The 18,327-nt window shown below is 70.6% G+C and carries 21 protein-coding genes and 1 tRNA gene; 18 read left to right on the forward strand and 4 right to left on the reverse strand.

The features are described 5' to 3' along the window. The first annotated feature begins 5 nt into the window (after positions 1-5). The 12 genes from OG534_RS22785 (at position 6) to OG534_RS22840 (ending at position 9,010) form a co-directional block, all read left to right on the forward strand. On the forward strand, positions 6-2,156 hold the full coding sequence (locus tag OG534_RS22785) for a cell division protein FtsK (RefSeq protein ID WP_326590259.1): 2,151 nt from the start codon (positions 6-8) through the stop codon (positions 2,154-2,156). Positions 2,157-2,296: 140 nt separating this feature from the next. Continuing rightward, positions 2,297-2,578, forward strand: coding sequence for a hypothetical protein (locus OG534_RS22790; RefSeq protein WP_326590261.1), 282 nt, complete (start codon positions 2,297-2,299; stop codon positions 2,576-2,578). 3 nt (positions 2,579-2,581) lie between these two features. Then, complete coding sequence (locus OG534_RS22795; RefSeq protein WP_326590262.1) at positions 2,582-2,779, forward strand: hypothetical protein; 198 nt, start codon at positions 2,582-2,584, stop codon at positions 2,777-2,779. Then, positions 2,779-3,381, forward strand: a complete 603-nt coding sequence (locus tag OG534_RS22800) for a hypothetical protein (RefSeq protein WP_326590263.1) — start codon at positions 2,779-2,781, stop codon at positions 3,379-3,381. The genes OG534_RS22795 and OG534_RS22800 overlap by 1 nt, the downstream gene beginning before the upstream one ends. Position 3,382: 1 nt before the next feature. Beyond that, entirely contained in the window at positions 3,383-3,544 is a 162-nt protein-coding gene (locus OG534_RS22805) for a hypothetical protein (RefSeq protein ID WP_326590264.1), read from the forward strand. Further along, positions 3,544-3,825 (forward strand): hypothetical protein, encoded by a 282-nt coding sequence (locus OG534_RS22810; RefSeq protein ID WP_326590265.1) that lies wholly within the window; start codon positions 3,544-3,546, stop codon positions 3,823-3,825. The genes OG534_RS22805 and OG534_RS22810 overlap by 1 nt, the downstream gene beginning before the upstream one ends. 13 nt (positions 3,826-3,838) lie before the next feature. After that, on the forward strand, positions 3,839-4,345 hold the full coding sequence (locus tag OG534_RS22815) for a hypothetical protein (protein ID WP_326590266.1): 507 nt from the start codon (positions 3,839-3,841) through the stop codon (positions 4,343-4,345). Between the two features lie 12 nt (positions 4,346-4,357). Next, on the forward strand, positions 4,358-4,648 hold the full coding sequence (locus tag OG534_RS22820) for a hypothetical protein (RefSeq protein WP_326590268.1): 291 nt from the start codon (positions 4,358-4,360) through the stop codon (positions 4,646-4,648). An 84-nt stretch (positions 4,649-4,732) separates the two neighbouring features. Beyond that, positions 4,733-5,659 carry a bifunctional DNA primase/polymerase gene (locus tag OG534_RS22825; protein WP_326590269.1) on the forward strand — a complete coding sequence of 309 codons (927 nt, stop codon included), beginning with the start codon at positions 4,733-4,735 and terminating at the stop codon, positions 5,657-5,659. Further along, positions 5,656-7,206 (forward strand): YfjI family protein, encoded by a 1,551-nt coding sequence (locus tag OG534_RS22830; RefSeq protein ID WP_326590271.1) that lies wholly within the window; start codon positions 5,656-5,658, stop codon positions 7,204-7,206. Before OG534_RS22825 ends, OG534_RS22830 begins: the two co-directional genes overlap by 4 nt. A 281-nt stretch (positions 7,207-7,487) precedes the next feature. After that, positions 7,488-7,724, forward strand: coding sequence for an excisionase family DNA-binding protein (locus OG534_RS22835; RefSeq protein ID WP_326590273.1), 237 nt, complete (start codon positions 7,488-7,490; stop codon positions 7,722-7,724). 11 nt (positions 7,725-7,735) lie between these two features. Continuing rightward, entirely contained in the window at positions 7,736-9,010 is a 1,275-nt protein-coding gene (locus tag OG534_RS22840) for a tyrosine-type recombinase/integrase (protein WP_326590274.1), read from the forward strand. A gap of 82 nt (positions 9,011-9,092) precedes the next feature. On the opposite strand, the gene OG534_RS22845 is transcribed toward OG534_RS22840, so the two are convergent. Continuing rightward, positions 9,093-9,164 (reverse strand) — tRNA-Cys (locus tag OG534_RS22845). Positions 9,165-9,346: 182 nt separating this feature from the next. Between OG534_RS22845 and OG534_RS22850 the strand changes: the two genes are divergently transcribed. From OG534_RS22850 to OG534_RS22865, 4 genes are all read left to right on the forward strand, one after another. After that, a complete protein-coding gene (locus OG534_RS22850; RefSeq protein ID WP_326590275.1) occupies positions 9,347-10,810 on the forward strand; it encodes an MFS transporter in 1,464 nt (487 codons plus the stop codon). Positions 10,811-10,853: 43 nt separating this feature from the next. Further along, positions 10,854-11,051, forward strand: a complete 198-nt coding sequence (locus OG534_RS22855) for an Arc family DNA-binding protein (RefSeq protein WP_326593769.1) — start codon at positions 10,854-10,856, stop codon at positions 11,049-11,051. Further along, positions 11,052-11,435, forward strand: coding sequence for a type II toxin-antitoxin system death-on-curing family toxin (locus OG534_RS22860; protein WP_326590276.1), 384 nt, complete (start codon positions 11,052-11,054; stop codon positions 11,433-11,435). A 136-nt stretch (positions 11,436-11,571) separates the two neighbouring features. Beyond that, positions 11,572-13,356 carry a DEAD/DEAH box helicase gene (locus OG534_RS22865; RefSeq protein WP_326590277.1) on the forward strand — a complete coding sequence of 595 codons (1,785 nt, stop codon included), beginning with the start codon at positions 11,572-11,574 and terminating at the stop codon, positions 13,354-13,356. An 85-nt stretch (positions 13,357-13,441) separates the two neighbouring features. Here the strand turns inward: OG534_RS22865 and OG534_RS22870 are convergent, their stop codons facing one another. Beyond that, on the reverse strand, positions 13,442-14,287 hold the full coding sequence (locus OG534_RS22870) for a hypothetical protein (protein WP_326590279.1): 846 nt from the start codon (positions 14,285-14,287) through the stop codon (positions 13,442-13,444). A gap of 400 nt (positions 14,288-14,687) precedes the next feature. On the opposite strand from OG534_RS22870, the gene OG534_RS22875 reads away from it, so the two are divergent. Then, complete coding sequence (locus OG534_RS22875; RefSeq protein WP_007264382.1) at positions 14,688-15,329, forward strand: IclR family transcriptional regulator; 642 nt, start codon at positions 14,688-14,690, stop codon at positions 15,327-15,329. A 259-nt stretch (positions 15,330-15,588) separates the two neighbouring features. Further along, positions 15,589-16,386 carry a S16 family serine protease gene (locus OG534_RS22880; RefSeq protein ID WP_326590282.1) on the forward strand — a complete coding sequence of 266 codons (798 nt, stop codon included), beginning with the start codon at positions 15,589-15,591 and terminating at the stop codon, positions 16,384-16,386. Here the strand turns inward: OG534_RS22880 and OG534_RS22885 are convergent. Continuing rightward, positions 16,316-17,611 carry an MFS transporter gene (locus OG534_RS22885; protein WP_326590283.1) on the reverse strand — a complete coding sequence of 432 codons (1,296 nt, stop codon included), beginning with the start codon at positions 17,609-17,611 and terminating at the stop codon, positions 16,316-16,318. The two genes, OG534_RS22880 and OG534_RS22885, sit on opposite strands and share 71 nt — an antisense overlap. Positions 17,612-17,677: 66 nt before the next feature. Next, positions 17,678-18,292 carry an ArsR/SmtB family transcription factor gene (locus tag OG534_RS22890; RefSeq protein WP_326590285.1) on the reverse strand — a complete coding sequence of 205 codons (615 nt, stop codon included), beginning with the start codon at positions 18,290-18,292 and terminating at the stop codon, positions 17,678-17,680. Positions 18,293-18,327: the final 35 nt, after the last annotated feature.

Below are 18,327 nucleotides of genomic sequence, written 5' to 3' on the forward strand. Positions count from 1 at the left end.
CCACCGTGTCCGATGTCTACGTCACCGGCCAGAACGAAGAGCCCGAGCGTCCCGGCGCCGAGGTCTTCGACATCACCACCAAACGTCCCACCAACCCCGCCCCCGCCCCGCCGGCAGACCCTGACGACGACGAGGACGAGTCGCCGCCCCTCCGGCCCGTCGACTCGCCCGACCTGCCGGCCCCGGGCGTCACCACCTACAAGCGGCTCCCGATCATTCCGACCTGGCTTAAGTCGAAGCCGGGGTTCGTCTCCACCACCCAGCGCGCCGCGAGCAACGCGTTCTACTCGACCGTCTTCCACGGCATTCGCACCCCCTGGTACGCGCTGCAGCTCGGGCTGCACGCCCCGCGCGGCGTGGCCCGTCTGGTGCGTGACACCAACCGCTGGGTGTGGGACGCCGAAGCGGCCCCCCTCCGCGCCTACGAGGTCTACAAGGAGAACACTGCCGAATACCTGAAGCTGTCGCGGCAGCGCGACAGCCGGGTACGCCTGCGGACGCTGGTCACCACAGTGGCGCTGATCTTCGGCGCTGGCTTCGCGCTGACCATGTACGTCATGGCCCCCGGCTGGCTCGCGGTCCTGGCCTCGGCCGCAGTCCTCACCGCCGGATTCTGGGGCGCACCGCAGGACCAGCCCGTGATCGGTCCCGCCGTACTCAAGACCGAGATCCAGAAGCTGACCGGGGCGATCGTGCTCCGGGCTCTGGACAACATCGGCAACGCGAAGCTGTCGGCCGCCATCAAGAAGGGCGGCGACATGAACGGCTTGAGGTTCACCTCGGAGATCACCCGGGACGGGCCCGGCTACCGCGCCGACCTTGACCTTCCCTGGGGTGTCACCCCCGAGGACATCATGGAGGCCCGCAAGCCGCTCGCCTCCGGCCTGCGTCGCAAGGTCGGCTCCGTGTGGCCGTCGTCCGACCCTGAGGAGCACGAGGGCCGACTGATCCTGTGGGTGGGTGACAAGCCCATGAACGAGACCAAGAAGCCCGCGTGGCCGCTGCTGAAGTCGGGCAGCGTGGACCTGTTCAAGCCGGTCGTCTTCGGCAACGACCAGCGCATGGGCGACGTCGCTGTGACCCTGATGTTCGCCAGTGTGGTCGTCGGCTCCATCCCGCGCATGGGCAAGACGTTCCTGATGCGCCTGTTCCTGCTCATCGCCGCACTCGACCCGCGCGCCCAGCTGTACGCGTTCGACTTCAAGGGCACCGGCGACTTCGGGGCGCTGGAGCCGGTCTGCCACCGCTACCGGGCCGGGGACGACGACGAGGACATCCTCTACGTCCTCGAATCGCTGCGGGAGCTGCGCCAGGAACTGCGCCGCAGGGCCAAGGTCATCAAGTCTCTGCCGCGTTCGCGGTGCCCGGAGTCGAAGGTGACCCCGGACCTGGCCAACGACAAGAGCCTGGGCCTGCACCCGATCGTGGCCGCGTTCGATGAGTGCCAAGTTCCCTTCGAGCACGACAAGTACGGTGCCGAAATCGAAGAGATCTGCACTGACCTCGGCAAGCGCGGCCCGGCCCTCGGCATGGTCACCCTGTTCGGGACGCAGCGCCCCGACGCGAAGTCGCTGCCCACCGGCATCTCCGCGAACGCGGTGCTGCGGTTCTGCCTGAAGGTCATGGGCCAGCCCGCCAACGACATGGTGCTGGGCACCTCGATGTACAAGGCCGGATACCGGGCCACGATGTTCTCCCGCACCGACCGCGGCATCTGTTGGATGGCCGGTGAAGGAGACGACCCCCGCATCGTCGCCTCCGCGTTCGTGGACGCGCTCGGCGCCGAACAAGTCGTCGTCCGGGCCCGCCGGATGCGCGAGGAGTACGGCAACGTCACCGGCCACGCCATCGGCCAGGAACCCGAAAGCGGCGAAGCCTCCTTCGACCTCCTCGCCGACATCCTCAAGGTCGTGCCGGCCGACGAAGAGAAGGTCTGGAACGAGAAGGTCGCCGCCCGCCTCGCCGCCCTGCGCCCCGAGATCTACAGCGGCTGGAAGGCCGAAACGGTCACCACCAACCTCAAGCCGCACGGCATCACCGCCCAGGACGTATGGGGCTCCACCACCGCCGGCAAGGGCACCACCCGACGCGGCGTCGCCCGCGCCGACATCACCACCGCCATCACTCACCGTGACGGGAAGCGGTCTGCGAACTGACGCGCACCGCTGCTAGACCTAGCAGCCCGCGCTGCTAGGTCTAGCACCCCTACTAGCAGACCAAACCGGCTCCCATCAGCGATCTCGCACCTAGCAGCCGACCTGCGAAAACACCGGAAACCCCGCCCGAGAGGCACCCCATGACCCTCACCTTCCTTGCTAGCGCCTGCCTGCTCCTCGTCACCGTCGGTTACATCAGCCTGTATGCGTCTTCGCCGTTCGGCAACTGCCGCAAGTGCAAGGGCTTCGGCTACGCGATGAAGACTGACCGCAAGGGCCGCCTCAAGCGCGGCAAGCACTGCCGCCGCTGCGACGGCCACGGCAAGCGCATCCGCCTCGGCCGCCACCTCTACAACCTCTGGCTGCACCTCTACCGCGACGCCAACCCCGCCCCGCGCAAGACGTTCGCCCCGAAGGGATAACCCATGGCCATCACCCTCTCCCTCGTCGCCCTATTCGGGCTGGTCCTGTTCTTCCTGCTCCGCTCCAAAACCCTCGGCTACGGCTCCGCGTTCGTCGCCATGATGTTCGGCTTCTTCCTCGCCTCCACCGGCGCCTCCGGCCCCATCAACGAACTCACCACCGCCGTCATCAGCGCCGTCTCCGACCTCGGGGGTCAGTGATGGAACCCATCAGTTACCAGCACTGGGCCATCGACCTCGCCCCCAAGGCGGCCCCCGCCCTGGCCACCACGACCGTGCTCATTCTGGGCCGGATCTGGAACGCCAACGGCGCCGAACACTCCGTCGGCAACGCCGCGCTGATGGTCGTCCTCGCCACCGGCGCCGCGGCGGCCGGCGCGTTCGCCTCCGGCGGCCGATCCGGTGACAGCGTGATCGCCGGAACCGCGTTCGCCGCCTCCGGAGGCCTGGCCCTCGCCGGAGTCGCCGGATACGCCGACGGCCTCTCACTGCCGATCCTCCTGTGGGCGCTGGCCACCGCCGTCGCCTACGGACTCGCGGCCCGCTACTGGCGCACCGACCGCCGCGAGAGCGTCGCCCATGAGCGGCAGACCCTCGGCCGGCGCGAAGACCACGCCCACGTCGAACGCGTCGAAGCGCTGCGCGCCGGAGCGCAGATCGAGGTGGCCCGCTCCGGCGCCGCCTACGCCGAGCAGCTCGCCAACGCCCTCATCACCCGCGCCGCCCTGCCCGGCTTCAACCCGCAGGCCCTCACGGACGCCGGGCTGCCCAAACTCCCCAGCGTCCACCGCAAGGAGATCTGACATGGACACCGACCCCGACGAGATCGTGACCGTCGAACTCGACTGCTGGGACTGGAACCGCGCCTACTCCCGACGCCTCACCCGCCGCCAGCTCGGTGAACTCCTCCTCAAGCTGGACGAGATGGCCGACCGCACCGAAGACGCCTCCGAGGGCGCCGCGTGATGCGGCTGCGCATCCAGCGCACCACATGGCCGCGCCCGGCCCTGCTCCTCACCGACACGCCCCGCCCCGACTGCCGCACCTGCGACGGCAACGGCGGCATCGAGCACCCCCACGGCCACCCCGAGACCGGCGAATACGACGGCTCCGACTGGGAGCCCTGCCACTGCTGGAACGAAGACCGCCGCTGGACCCTGCTGCCCCTGCCGCGCCTGCCCCGCCGTTGGCGACGCGCCCACCGCGACCCCTGGGCCAACGGCTACAGCGACGAACCGCCCTTCTGACCGAGAGGAAGCCATGTTTGAGATCCGCGTCATCTGCGCCCCGACCGAAGCCGACGAGATCACCAAGGCCCTGTCCGAGACGTTCGCGACCAGCGCGGTACGCCAGCTCCCCGCCCGCGACGGGGACCGCGTCCGCCTCTACGTCACCGGCGAACAGCAGCCCAGCCACTGGCCGGCACCCGAGACCGCCTACGCCACCGCGCCGAGCATCATCAGCGAGATCGGCTGGACCTTCCGAGGTGCCCGGGACTGCCTGCACGGCATCGCGATCCGCGAGTTCTGGCTCCGCAAGGCCGCACTCCTGGACCGCATCGCCCTCACCGACGACGACCCCGTCCACGGCGACGCCGCCACCCTCGCCGTCGAAGCGGCCCGACGGCTGATGGAGATCGACCACGCCGCCGGCCTCGGACCGTCCGGCTACGCGGACGGCCCCTACACCCCCGACCACCCGGACAGCATCCGCGAGCCCCGCGGCTACGTCCGCCAGGAATACGCCCTCTGGATCCGCCACCACTGAGGAGAGATCGCCATGAGCTCCAGCCCCGCCCTGAGCACCACGCAGCACCCCACGATGCACACGCAGGTCGACGGTCTCAGCTACCGGCCCGAGCGCATCAGCGTGATCGCGGCCCTGTCCCACATCCGCAGCGCCCGCAAGAGCCCCAAGAACGTCGACGCGGTCAACGTCTACGCCTTCACCAGCCGCGACGGAATCCCGCTGCACGTGGTCTACATCCACCACACCCCCGGGCGCTGGCACGGCGTGAACGACGTCATCGACGTCTACGAAATCCCCACCGCCGCACTCACCGACCTCTAGCTATGCCCGGGGCGGTCGCCTCTCACCACAAGACCCGACCGCCCCGGCTTCTCCGTCCCTTCGCAGAAACAGGAGACCCCCAGCATGACACCAACCCCCAACCCCGCGCTGCTGCGCGCCGCCCTGGCCGCCGCGGAACGCGGCTGGCCCGTCTTCCCGCTCCGCCCCGGAGACAAGCGGCCCGCCGGACACCCCGAACGCAACTGCCCCCGCACCGGCCGCTGCACGGACGGCCACCGCACCCCCGAACAGCGCGCCACCCTTGCTGCCGAGCAGATCAACGCCTGCTGGCAGGCGGCCCCTTACAACGTCGGCATCGCCACCGGCCCCGCCGGACTCCTGGTGGTGGATCTCGACATCCCGAAGGACGACGACGGACCCGCCCCCGCAGACTGGGCGGGGGCGACCGATGGCCTGGACGTGTTCGCCATGATCTGCGAGCGGGCCGGTGAGAGGCTGCCGACCGAGACGTTCACGGTGCGCACCCGCCGCGGCGGACAGCACCTGTACTTCACCGCCCCCGCCGAAAAGCAGCTACGTGGGAGCGCAGGACGCCTGGGGTGGAAGGTCGACACGCGCGCCTGGGGCGGGTACGTGGTCGCGGCCAGCAGCACCGTCGGCACCGGCTCGTACGACATCATTCACGACACGCCCCCGGCCCCCCTCCCCACGTGGCTCTGTGACCTCCTCACCACGCCACCCGCACCCGACCCGGTCCCCGTGGCCGTGCTCCGCGCCCGCATCGGGAAGGCAGACCGGTACGCGACAGCCGCCCTGAACGGCGAGGTCGCCAAGGTCGCGGCTGCTGTCACCGGAGCACAGAACACGACGCTCTACAACGCGGCGTACGCCCTCGGCCGCCTCATCGCCGTGGGGACCCTGACGGAGTCGGAGGTCACCGACGCGCTCACCGACGCCGCCCCGGAGGGGCTCGCGCCTTCCCGCATCGCGGCCAGCATCCGCGACGGCATCCACCGCAGTACCCGCAACGCCATGGGAGGGGCGGCATGACCACACAGCCTGTGGACAGCTCGGAACTGTGGGCCGGATTCGAGGCTTTGGACGCTCAGCAGGCCGTCACCGCGCCGTGGGAAGACCCCATCCCGCTTACCGCCCGCCGCGAACTCCCCGCCTTCCCCACCGAGGTCTTCCCGGTCTGGCTCGGAGACTTCGTGCGCGGTGTGGCAGAGGAGACGCAGACGTCCGTGGATGCGGCCGCCTCTCTTGCCCTCGCGGTCTTGTCCACGGCCGCTGGGGGCCGCGCCGTGGTTCACGTCCGAGGTCGGTGGCGCGAGCCCGTCAACGTGTTCGTCGTCATGGCCTTGCCCCCGGGCAGCCGGAAATCGGCGGTGTTCGCCCTGATGACCAACCCGCTCTACAGGTGCGAGGCACTGCTTGTAGCAGCGTCAGCCGGAGCGATCATCGAAGCCGAGCTCACGGCGAAACTTGCCAAGGAGGTTGCCGACAACGCAGCCACGAAGGCAGCCCGCGCGGAGGCAGACAAGCGCGACCAGCTTGTAGCCGAGGCCATCGGCCTCGCGCAGGTCGCAGAGTCCATCGTCGTGCCCACCAAGCCCCGGCTCCTGGCCGACGACGCCACCCCCGAGGTCATCGCCTCGCTGCTGGCCGAACAGGGCGGCAGGCTCTCGGTCATGTCCGCCGAGGGCGGCATCTTCGACATCATCGCCGGACGCTATTCGGGCACCCCCAACATGGAAGTCTTCCTCAAGGGGCAGGCGGGCGACCGGCTGCGCGTCGACCGCCGGGGGCGCGAGGAGTTCATCGAATCCCCCGCTCTAACCATGGGGCAGACGGTGCAGCCCTCGGTTCTGGAAGACATCAGCCGCATCAAAGGAGCGGGGGACAGGGGACTGCTGGGGCGGTTTCTCTACTCCTTGCCCGAAGACCTCGTGGGCTACCGGGAAGTGCTCCCCGAGCCTCTCTCTGAGGACGTAGCCGATGCCTACGAGGAGCGCGTCACCGCGTTGACCATGTCCCTCGCAGGCTGGACCGACCCGGCAGTACTCCAACTCACGCCCGAGGCGAACGAAGCGCTGGCCGCCTACGAGCGGCGACAGGAACCGCGGCTGCGCAAGCGCGGCGGAGACCTCGGCCACATCAGGAACTGGGCCGCGAAACTGGGCGGTGCCACTTGCCGCCTGGCAGGGCTGCTGCACCTGGCCGCCCACACCGAGAACGGGCACACCCAGCCCATCACCGCCGACACCATGCGCGATGCGGTCAAGCTCTCGGACTACTTCACCGGCCACGCCCTCGCCGTCTTTGACCTCATGGGCGCCGACCAGACCGCCCCCCGCGCTCACGCCGTGCTGGAGCTGCTGCGCACCCAGAAGTGGAGCGAGGTCAGCAAGCGCGACCTCATGGTGAAGCTCTCCCGCTCGGAGTTCCCCACGGTCGCCGATCTGGACCCCGCGCTGGACCTGTTGGAAGACCACGGCTACGTCCGCTTTCAGCCCGCCCAGCGCACCGGCGGGCGCGGCCGGCCGCCGTCCCCGCGCTACCTCATCCACCCCCAGCTGAGCGAACCCACCATCTGACCCCCGCCACAGAAACCACAGAATCACAGAAATAGCCCTACCCGGCCCCTGGCCTGCGCGAATGTCCTCAAGGAGGGCTCCCGGGCGGCTGCCACAGAAACCCGCAGAAGAGCCACACAAATACGAGCCCACCCCGGCCCGCCTATTTCTGTGGGACTTCCCGCCCTTTCTGTGGCAGCCCACCCACCGGTCCCCACCCCGCCGTTCCCGCAGGTCAGCGGCCCCACCCCGGGTTTCTGTGTATTTCGTGGTTTCTGTGGCGGCCCGCCAAGGAGCGAGCCATGCACGACACCCATGTCGCCGCGTCCCACGCGGCAGATTCAACGCTGGTGCTGCTGACCGTCGAGGAAGCCGCCCGGCGACTTTCCATCGGCCGGACCACGTGCTTTCACCTCATCGGCTCCGGACAGCTGGAGTCCGTGCCCATCGGCAGGCTTCGCCGCGTGCCGGCGGAAGCCGTGAACGACTTCCTCGCACGGCTCCGCGAAGCGCACCGCCCTACCTCCACCGCTGCCTGAAGGGGCTGCCCATGACAGAGAACAAGCGGACCCGCCAGCCCAACGGCCGCAGCTCCATCTATCTCGGGAAGGACGGAAAGTGGCACGGCCGCGTCACGGTCGGCGTGCGCGACGACGGCTCACCTGACCGGCGCCACGTCGAGCGCAAGACCCGTGCCGAAGTCACGACCGCCGTACGGAAACTGGAGAAGGAGCGAGAGGCTAAGGCGGTGCGGAAGCCGGGCAAGGCCATGACGGTCAAGGCCTGGCTGACGCACTGGATCGAGAACGTCGCCCCGCTCGGGGTCAACGACAACACGATGGTCGGGTACGGAGTCGCCGTGCGAAAGCACCTCATCCCCGGCCTGGGAGCTCACCGTCTCGACAGGCTCACGCCCGAGCACATCGAGATCTTCTACGCGAAGATGCAGGCCAACGGCAGCAAGCCCGCGACTGCCCATCAGGTGCACCGCACCTTCCGCACCGCCCTCAATGAGGCCGTACGCCGCGGGCATCTCGGCAAGAACCCGGTCCAGTTGGCCAAGGCGCCGAAGACGGGCGACTACGAGGCGGAGCCCTACACCGTTAAAGAGGTACAGCGGCTGCTGGAGGCCTCTGGTCGGCAGCGGAATTCTGCGCGCTGGGCCGTCGCGCTCGCCCTCGGGCTGCGTCAGGGGGAGGTGCTGGCCCTGAAGTGGGATGACGTAGATCTTGAGGGTGGGTTCCTTGTGGTCCGCCGTAGTCGCCACCGCCCGCAGTACGCGCACGGGTGCAGCGCCCCCTGCGGCCGGAAGGCCGGGTACTGCCCGGAGAAGCGGCGCAGCAACCCGGAGACCTCCGTCACCAAGTCGCGTGCCGGTCGCCGCGCGGTCGGTCTCCCGGAACAGCTCGTTGACCTACTGCGAGCCCACCGCGAGGCCCAGGACGCGGAGCGACAGGCAGTTGGGAAGCGCTGGGTAGAAGGGGAGTGGGTGTTCCCCGACGAGCACGGGCGCAGCCCCTCGCACCGAAGGGACTGGGCGGAGTGGAAGGCCCTGCTCGTGGAAGCGAAGGTTCGTGACGGACGGCTCCACGACGCACGGCACACTGCGGCCACGGTGCTGCTCATCCTCGGAGTGCCCGAGCGGGCCGTGATGGGCCTCATGGGATGGTCGACCACGGCCATGGCCGCGCGGTATCAGCACATGGTCGACGCAGTGCGGACCGACGTGGCGAGGCAGGTCGACGGACTGATCTGGAAGACCGAGACGGACCGGCCGGATGAGGACGACGACGGTGCGGCCGGCGTGCTCGTACCGGCCAACTGAGACGGGAACTGAGACGAACAGCCGAATGGGCGGCACCCCGGGTGGGGTGCCGCCCATTTGTTTTGGCTGGTCGGGCCATTAGAAGCCGTGACCGGAATCGAACCGGCGTAACTCGCTTTGCAGGCGAGTCCCTCAACCACTCGGGCACACGGCTGTGAGGTGGTGATGTCCATGACCGTACGGGGGGTCCCCGGGGCGGGGAAGGGCTTCGGGGGCGCCGCAATGTGACTGCCATGCCGCGTTCACACGGGACCGTGGGACTAGGTCTCGGGGACCAGGGCGGGATCCGTCGAATTGACAGGGTCACAGAGCGGGTACGCACCTTACTCTGGGGCGATGAGCGCCCTAGAACCCCGTGTGCCCCAGAGAACCGCGCCGGTCCCGCCCCTGCCGCAGGACGGGATCCTGGGGCCCGCGTACCGGACGATCAGCATCGGGATCATCTCCGTCGTCTTCCTGATCGCCTTCGAGGCCACCGCCGTGGGCACGGCCATGCCCGTCGCCGCGCGGGAGCTGGACGGGATCGGGCTCTACGCGTTCGCCTTCTCCGCCTACTTCACGACCAGCCTCTTCGGCATGGTCCTGGCCGGGCAGTGGGCGGACCGGCAGGGGCCGCTGCGGCCGCTGGCCGTCGGCATCGCCTCGTTCGCCTCGGGGCTCGTCGTCTCCGGGACCGCCGGGGCCATGTGGGTGTTCGTCCTGGGCCGGGCCGTGCAGGGCTTCGGCGGCGGGCTGGTCATCGTCGCCCTGTACGTGGTGGTCAGCCGGGCCTACGAGGAGCGCGTGCGCCCCGCCATCATGGCCGCCTTCGCCGCGTGCTGGGTGGTCCCCTCGATCGTCGGCCCGCTGGCCTCGGGCACGGTCACCGAGCACCTCGGCTGGCGGTGGGTGTTCCTCGGGATACCGGCGCTCGTCGTCGTACCGCTGATCGTGGCCCTGCCCGCGATACGGCGGACCGCGTCCGGGCCCGTCGACCCCGACGCGCCGCCCGCGGCCTTCGACCGGCGCCGGATCCGGCTGGCCCTCGGCATCTCGGCGGGCGCGGGTCTCCTCCAGTACGCCGCCCAGGACCTGCGGTGGCTGTCGCTGGCACCGGGCATCGCCGGCGCGGCCCTGCTGGTGCCCGCCGTGCTCGGGCTGCTGCCGCGCGGGACCTACCGGGCGCGGCGCGGACTGCCGTCCGTGGTGCTGTTGCGCGGGGTGGCCGCGGGTTCCTTCATCGCGGCGGAGAGCTTCGTACCGCTGATGCTGGTCACCCAGCGGGGGCTGAGCCCGACGATGGCCGGGTTCTCCCTCGCGCTCGGCGGGGTGACCTGGGCGGGCGGCTCGTGGGTGCAGTCGAAGGGGCGGATGGCCCCGTACCGGGAACGGCTCATGGTGACCGGCATGGTGCTGGTGGCGCTCGCCATCGCCGCGGCCCCCGCCGTGCTGATCGAGTCCGTGCCGGTGTGGACGCTGGCGCTGGCCTGGGCGGTCGGCTGCCTCGGCATGGGGCTGGTGATCGGCTCGACGAGCGTGCTGCTGCTGAAGCTGTCGGCGCCGGAGGAGGCGGGCTCGAACTCCGCCTCGCTGCAGATCTCGGACGCGCTGGCGAACGTGGTGCTGCTGGCCGGCGGGGGCGCCGCCTTCGCCGCACTGGGGGGCGGCGCGGTGGGCGCCGCGCACGCCGTCACCGCCGGGGGCACGGCCTCGCACCCCGCCGCGTTCGTCGTGGTGTTCCTGCCGATGGCGTGCGTGGCGCTGGTGGGGGCCTGGGTCGCGACCCGGCTGGAGCCCGTCCCAGCGCCTGCCGCAATGTAGTACCACGGTGGCCCCACCCTGGTGGTACCGTTTTGGTATGGCGATGAACCTGCGTCTCCGTGACGACCAGCAAGAGGCCCTCAAGATCCGCGCTGAGGAGGAGGGCCGCAGTATGCACGCCATAGTGCTTCAGGCGATCGACCGCTATCTCGACCAGGAGGCGGATCGCGAGACGGTCCGCCGGCTGGGCGAGAAATACGCCAAGGGTCACGCCGACCTGCTGCGCCGCCTGGGGGAGTGAGTGAAGTACCTGACCGTCCAGGAAGCCCTGGACCTGGCTGAGCTCGCCATGGCGGGACAGCAGGTCGCGGTCCGCGACCTGGGCCTGCTCAGCTCCGCCGTGCACCGGCCGCAGTCGCAGATGTTCGGGGTCGAGGCGTACACGGACCTGTTCGAGAAGGCGGGCGCACTGCTCCAGTCGCTCGCCGTCAATCACCCCTTGGTCGACGGCAACAAGCGCATGGCGTGGATGTGCACCGTCGTGTTCCTCGACTTCAACGGGACCGACATGATCGACGTCGACCAGGACGAGTCGTACAAGCTGGTGATCGAAGTGGCGACCGGCAGCCTCGAGGACGTGGCGCAGATCGCGCGCCGGCTCCGGTCGCTGCACGAAGCGATGTGACGCTCGCCGCACCCGCCGAGGTCACGGGCCTGTCCCTCCGCGAGGGGCGGGCCCGTCCCGGTAGGGTGGCCCGGTTGTCCTACGTACGACTGCCTGCCACCCGTACCAGATACACCGAGAGCACGAACCGGAGACCGTGACTACTACCGCCTCCCACCACCTCTCACCCGCCTTCCCCGGCCGTGCCCCCTGGGGTACCGCCAGTGCGCTGCGCGCCTGGCAGCAGGGGGCGCTGGACCGCTACATCCAGACCCAGCCGCGGGACTTCCTCGCGGTCGCGACGCCCGGCGCAGGCAAGACCACCTTCGCGCTGACCCTCGCCTCCTGGCTGCTGCACCACCACGTCGTCCAGCAGGTGACCGTGGTCGCGCCGACCGAACACCTCAAGAAGCAGTGGGCGGAGGCGGCGGCGAGGATAGGCATCCGACTCGACCCCGAGTACTCCGCCGGACCGCTCAGCAAGGACTACCACGGGGTCGCCGTCACCTACGCCGGTGTCGGCGTGCGGCCGATGCTGCACCGCAACCGCTGCGAGCAGCGCAAGACCCTGGTGATCCTCGACGAGATCCACCACGCCGGCGACTCGAAGTCCTGGGGCGAGGCCTGCCAGGAGGCCTTCGACCCGGCGACCCGGCGCCTGGCCCTGACCGGCACGCCCTTCCGGTCCGACACCAACCCCATCCCCTTCGTCACCTACGAAGAGGGCAACGACGGCATCCGGCGGTCGTCCGCCGACTACACCTACGGCTACGGCAACGCGCTCGGCGACGGCGTCGTCCGGCCTGTCATCTTCCTCTCCTACAGCGGCAACATGCGCTGGCGGACCAAGGCCGGCGACGAGATCGCCGCCCGGCTCGGCGAGCCGATGACCAAGGACGCCATCTCGCAGGCCTGGCGCACGGCGCTGGACCCGCGCGGCGACTGGATGCCGAACGTGCTGCGCGCCGCCGACCAGCGGCTGACGGAGGTCAGGAAGGGCATCCCGGACGCGGGCGGCCTCGTCATCGCCGCCGACCAGGACTCGGCGCGCGCCTACGCCAAGCTGCTGCGGGAGATCACCGGCAGCAAGGCGACCGTGGTGCTCTCCGACGACACCGGCGCCTCGAAGCGGATCGACGAGTTCAGCGCGGACGGCAGCCGCTGGATGGTCGCGGTCCGCATGGTGTCCGAGGGCGTCGACGTGCCGCGCCTCGCGGTCGGCGTGTACGCGACGACGATCTCCACCCCGCTGTTCTTCGCCCAGGCCGTCGGGCGCTTCGTGCGTTCGCGCCGGCGCGGCGAGACGGCCTCCGTGTTCCTTCCGACCATTCCCTACCTCCTCGGCTTCGCCAACGAGATGGAGGTCGAGCGCGACCACGTCCTCGACAAGCCGAAGAAGCAGGGCGAGGAGGATCCGTACGCCGAGTCCGAGAAGGAGATGGACGAGGCGAACAAGCAGGAGGACGAGGACACCGGCGAGGACGAGCAGATGTCCTTCGAGGCGCTGGAGTCCGACGCCGTCTTCGACCGGGTGCTGTACGACGGCGCCGAGTTCGGCATGCAGGCGCACCCGGGCAGCGAGGAGGAGCAGGACTACCTCGGCATCCCCGGGCTGCTGGAGCCGGACCAGGTGCAGATGCTGCTGCAGAAGCGGCAGTCGCGGCAGATCGCGCACAGCCGGCGCAAGCCCGACGCGGAGGCGGACCTGCTGGAGCTGCCGGCCGACCGGCGTCCGGTGGTCTCGCACAAGGAGCTGCTGGAGCTGCGGAAGTCGCTGAACACGATGGTGGGCGCGTACGTCCACCAGAGCGGGAAGCCGCACGGGGTGATCCACACGGAGCTGCGCCGGGTGTGCGGCGGGCCGCCGAGCGCGGAGGCGACCGCGGGGCAGCTGCGCGAGCGGATCAAGAAGGTGCAGGAGTGGGCCACCCGCATGAGGTGAGTTCGCACCGAGGGTGAGCTCATACAGAACAGGGGACGGGGTCCGTGCGGAGCATCGCACGGACCCCGTTCGCGTGTGACCGGCCCTACGCGGTGGGGCGGCGGCGCCTGCCGGTGCCGGCGACGAGCGCCGCACTCATGGCGAGCGCGATCCCGGCGCCGCCGAGGGCCCAGCTGGTGGCGGCGTCGGTGCCGGTCTCGGCCAGCCGGCCGCCTGTGGTGGGCGACGTGCTGTTGCCGTTGCCGTTGCCGTTGCCGTTGCCGTTGCCGTCGGCGATCGGCTTGGTGCCGCCGTCGGGCGTGGGCTGGTTGCCCGTGCGCGCCGGGAGGATCGAGTTGTAGGCGAAGACCACCTCGGCCGCGTACTCGCTCGGGACCCAGCGCTCGCCGTCCCAGACCTCGAGGTCGAGGTGGCGCGACTGGAGGCTGTTGGCGGCGTTGTCGAAGATGAACGTGAAGCCGTACCGGTCGATCTTCTCCTTGCCGGAGTTGTCGACGCTCAGCGAGAACGGCTGCCAGGCGCCGCCGGCCGTGAAGCCGCCCGCCGGCAGGCCCTGCAGCGCGAGCTTCGGGCCCTCCTTCTCCTCCAGCTGGGGACCGGTGACCTTGGACTCGTACCGGACGCGGTCCGCGGTCCCGCCCTCGGCGGTCGTCGAGAGGGAGAAGCGGGTGGGCGGGGTGTCCTTGCCGAACTTCATCCGAAGCTTGAGGTCGAAGACCTCGTTCTTTTCGACATCGACGTCGGCGAGGCTCAGGGAGTACACCTCCTCGGATCCGTACGCCTCGACGGCGTGCCAGCCCCAGGTGCCCTTGGAATCGGGCGCGTAGACCTCCGTCTGGATGTCGCCCGCCTCCCAGCCGAAGGTGTCGAGCGTCCAGAGGACCAGTTCGAGCGAGTAGTCGTCGACCGCCTCGCGGCCCGAGTTGTCCACGTGCAGGGAGAACTCGCTCCAGCCGGCACCCGAGGTGAACCCCCCTCATGCTCCAGGTGCGGGTGGGCGCATCCCCCCGGGGGCCGATCACTATCGTTTTGAACATGCTCAGAGTAATGGGGCCGTAAAGGCGTCCTGTGGCAATTGAGGTTACGAATCGACACTGGCACCGATCAGGAACCGGCATAAACAGGTAGCAGGCGCCCGGATTCTGGACGAGCCCTTCCGCTGAGCGGACCCGCTCGCTACTGTCCCCGCATCGAACGCACCGTGGCAGCGCCGCCGCGGGAGCGCAGCCGGTGCCATGGCCGCTACCGGCGGCCTCTCCGTGCGCCGCCGCGGGACCGGCGGCGCGCCACCCCGAGAGTCACCGCCGCCCACCGAAAGAGGGAGAGGCGTCGTGACCGCGGAAACCTCCCAGACTCTCGACAGAGGGCTCAGAGTCCTCAAACTGCTCGCCGACACCGACCACGGTCTGACCGTCACCGAGCTCTCCAACCGACTCGGTGTGAACCGCACCGTGGTCTACCGGCTCCTCGCCACCCTCGAACAGCACGCCCTGGTCCGCCGCGACCTCGGCGGCCGGGCCCGCGTCGGGCTCGGCGTGCTGCGGCTGGGCCGACAGGTCCATCCGCTCGTACGGGAGGCAGCCCTGCCCGCGCTGCGGTCGCTCGCCGAGGACATAGGTGCCACCGCGCACCTGACCCTCGTCGACGGGACCGAGGCGCTCGCCGTCGCCGTCGTGGAGCCGACCTGGACGGACTACCACGTGGCCTACCGGGCCGGCTTCCGCCACCCGCTGGACCGCGGGGCCGCCGGACGGGCCATTCTGGCCGCCCGTCAGGGCTCCCTGATCGAGCCGGGGTACACGCTGACCCACGGAGAGCTCGAAGCGGGCGCCAGCGGCGCGGCCGCGCCGCTCGTGGGCATCACCGGGCTGGAGGGCAGCGTCGGCGTCGTGATGCTGGCCGACGCGGTGCCGGAGCGGGTGGGGCCGCGGGTGGTCGACGCGGCGCGTGAGGTCGCCGACGCGTTGCGCTGAGCCGCGGGCTTGGCGGGGCTGTGGGTGCCGGTGCCGGTGCCGGTGCCGGTGCGCTGCCGGGTGCGGCGCCGTTGCGGGGGCGCTGCCCCCGGGCCCCCGCGCCTCAAACGCCGGCGGGGCTGAACGGCGCGCCTCAAACGCCGGCGGGGCTGGAATTGCCGGGCGGGGCTGGAATTGCCCGGTGGGGCTGAATTGGCCCGGTGGGGCTGGTGGGGGTTGCCGGGGCTGTGGTGGGGGCCGGGGCGGATAGATTGGGCGGGTGCTCTCTCGTTTCTCGCGTCTGCCGCGTGCCGCCGCCCTGGCCGTCTGCGCCGTGCCCGTGCTCGGGCTGTTCGCCGCCGCGGCCTTCGCGCCGCTGCCCTTCGTGGTCGCCGTGCCGGGGCTGACGGCCGACGTGCTGGGCTCCGACAAGGGCAAGCAGGTCATCACCGTCACCGGAGCCCCCGTCCGGGAGACCAAGGGCCAGCTGCGCATGACCACCATCCAGGCCACCGGTCCGTCCTCGACCATGAAGCTGCACGAGCTGGTCGGGCACTGGTTCAAGACCGATCAGGCGGTCCTGCCCAGGGAGGCCGTCTACTCCTCGGGCGGAACCGACGAGGAGATCGAGAAGCACAACCTGGAAGAGATGGCCCAGTCGCAGTCGGCCGCCGCCGACGCCGCCCTCGGCTATCTCCACAAGGACCCCAAGGACGTGAAGGTCGCGCTCAACCTCGCCGACGTCGGCGGGCCGAGCGCCGGGCTCCTCTTCTCCCTCGGCATCGTCGACAAGCTCGACGGCGACGGCAGCGGCGGCGACCTCACCGGCGGACGCAACATCGCCGGTACGGGCACCATCACCGCCGACGGCACGGTCGGCGCCGTCGGCGGTGTGGCCCTGAAGACCCAGGCCGCGCGGCGCGACGGGGCGAGCGTGTTTCTCGTACCGAAGGCCGAGTGCGCGGACGCCCAGGCGGAGCTCCCCGAGGGGCTGCGGCTGGTCCCCGTCACTTCGCTGACGGATGCGGTGAACTCTCTTCGCGCGCTGAACCGGGGAGAGGCCGCCCCGTCCTGCTGACGCCCGGCCCCCGGTCCAGGCCGCGCCAGGCCGGGAAGACCAGCGGGGCCAGCGTCGTCAGCAGGTACGTGCCGCCGAACAGCAGCAGCGCCGTGCCGACTCCGAACCCGTCGACCAGCAGGCCCGCCGCGAGTCCGCCCAGCGGCATCGTCAGCTCGCAGCCCGCCGTGGTCACCCCCGAGACACGGCTGCGCAGCTCCTCCGGCACCCGCTCGTACATGACCGTGGTCAGGATCGGGTTGAGCATGCCCGCGCCCAGGCCGGCCAGGGCCATCGTCACCGCGAGCGGCAGCGTCGTGTCGGTGAACGCCGCCACCACGTACCGGGTCGCCCCGGAGACCAGGAAGGCCGCCGCGAACACCGCACGGCGCGGGAACCGCTCGCCCCACATCCCGTAGAGCAGGGCGCCCAGCAGCGCGAAGCCGCCGAAGAGGGAGATCATCAGGCCGAGCGCGGTGGCGCCGCCGAGGGCGTCCCGGCCGTGCACGGGCAGCAGGACCGAGGACCAGCCCTGGTCCAGGCCGTTGGTCATCATGACCATCACCGTGATGCCCATCAGCAGCCGTGAGCGGCTCAGGAAGGCCCAGGCCTCGGCGAGTTCGGCGCGGTAGGCCCCGAACGACACCTTCCCGGCGGCCCGTTGCGGTTCGGCGGCGGGGACCCCGCGCAGGAAGGCGGTGACCAGCAGCGCCGACACTCCGTAGGTCGCCGCGTCCACCATCAGGACGGTCTCGGCGCCGAACGCCGCGATCAGTACGCCGGCCACCGCGGCCCCGATCATCCGCGCACCGCGCGAGACCGCGTCGTAGAGGCCGGCGGCCCGGGTGATGGTGGTGCCGGCGTGCTCGGCCAGGTTCGGCAGGAGCACGTGGCGGGCGGTCAGTCCCGGGGTGTGCACGAGGCCGCCGAGGGCCATCAGCGCGCACAGCATCCAGAACTCCAGCGCGCCCGTGTGATGCAGGAGCGGGATCGCGCCGACCGACAGTCCGCAGATCAGGTCGGAGGCGGCGGACACCCGGCGGCGGCCGATCCGGTCGATGACCGGTCCGCCGACCAGGGCGGCCACGACGACGGGCAGGGTGGCGCAGAAGGCGACGACCCCGGCCCGGCCGGCGCTGCCCGTGGTCTGCAGGACGAACCACGGGACGCCGATCAGGGTGAGCGAACTCCCGGCCGTGGAAATGGTGTTGGCTGCCAGGACGGCGACCAGCGGGCGCCGGCTCATACGGCGCTCGGTATGGGTAAGGCGTGCACGACAGGACTCCTACGGTGCGGTGTGAGGGAGGGGTGGCTAGGCGTCGGCGTTGCGCGGGAGGGCGTGCGTGTGGAAGCGGACCGTCTGCGTGCCCTCCGCCTCGGGCAGGTCGCGGTAGCTGTTGATCACGTCGTGCAGCCGGTGGACCAGTTCATCGGTCTGCTCGGCGGTCAGCCGCAGCGTGAAGTCGCTGAAGTCGGAGGCGCGCCGCCAGCCCGCGGACCAGGTGTGCCCGGTGGCGAGCCAGGTGCCGACCTCCTGCGCGTGGATCGTGGCGATCTCGTGCAGGAACACGTCGGCCGCGCCGCGCGTGGCCGGGTCGGACTCGTCCACCAACGTCTCGTCGAAGAGGGTGGCGTCGTGGGAGGCCCGCCACCAGCGCTCGCGGCCCTTGCCGTGCCCGGGCGCGTCCTCGACGAAGCCGTGCGCGCCGAGCTGGCGCAGGTGGTAGCTGGTGGCGCCGCTGGACTCGCCGAGGCGCTCGGCCAGTTGAGAGGCGGTCGCGGGTCCGTCCTGGCGCAGGACGGTCAGCAGACGCATCCGCAGGGGGTGGGCGAGGCCGCGCAGCGCGCGGGCGTCGAGCACGCGGACGCTGGGCTCCACGGGCTCTGCCGGTGCGACCGGCTCGAAGGGCTCGGGCTTCTCGGGCATGGCTCGACTCTAGAGTTGCAAAGGGTTCTATGCAA

This window comes from Streptomyces sp. NBC_01294 (assembly GCF_035917235.1).
GTDB classification, from domain to species: domain Bacteria; phylum Actinomycetota; class Actinomycetes; order Streptomycetales; family Streptomycetaceae; genus Streptomyces; species Streptomyces caledonius.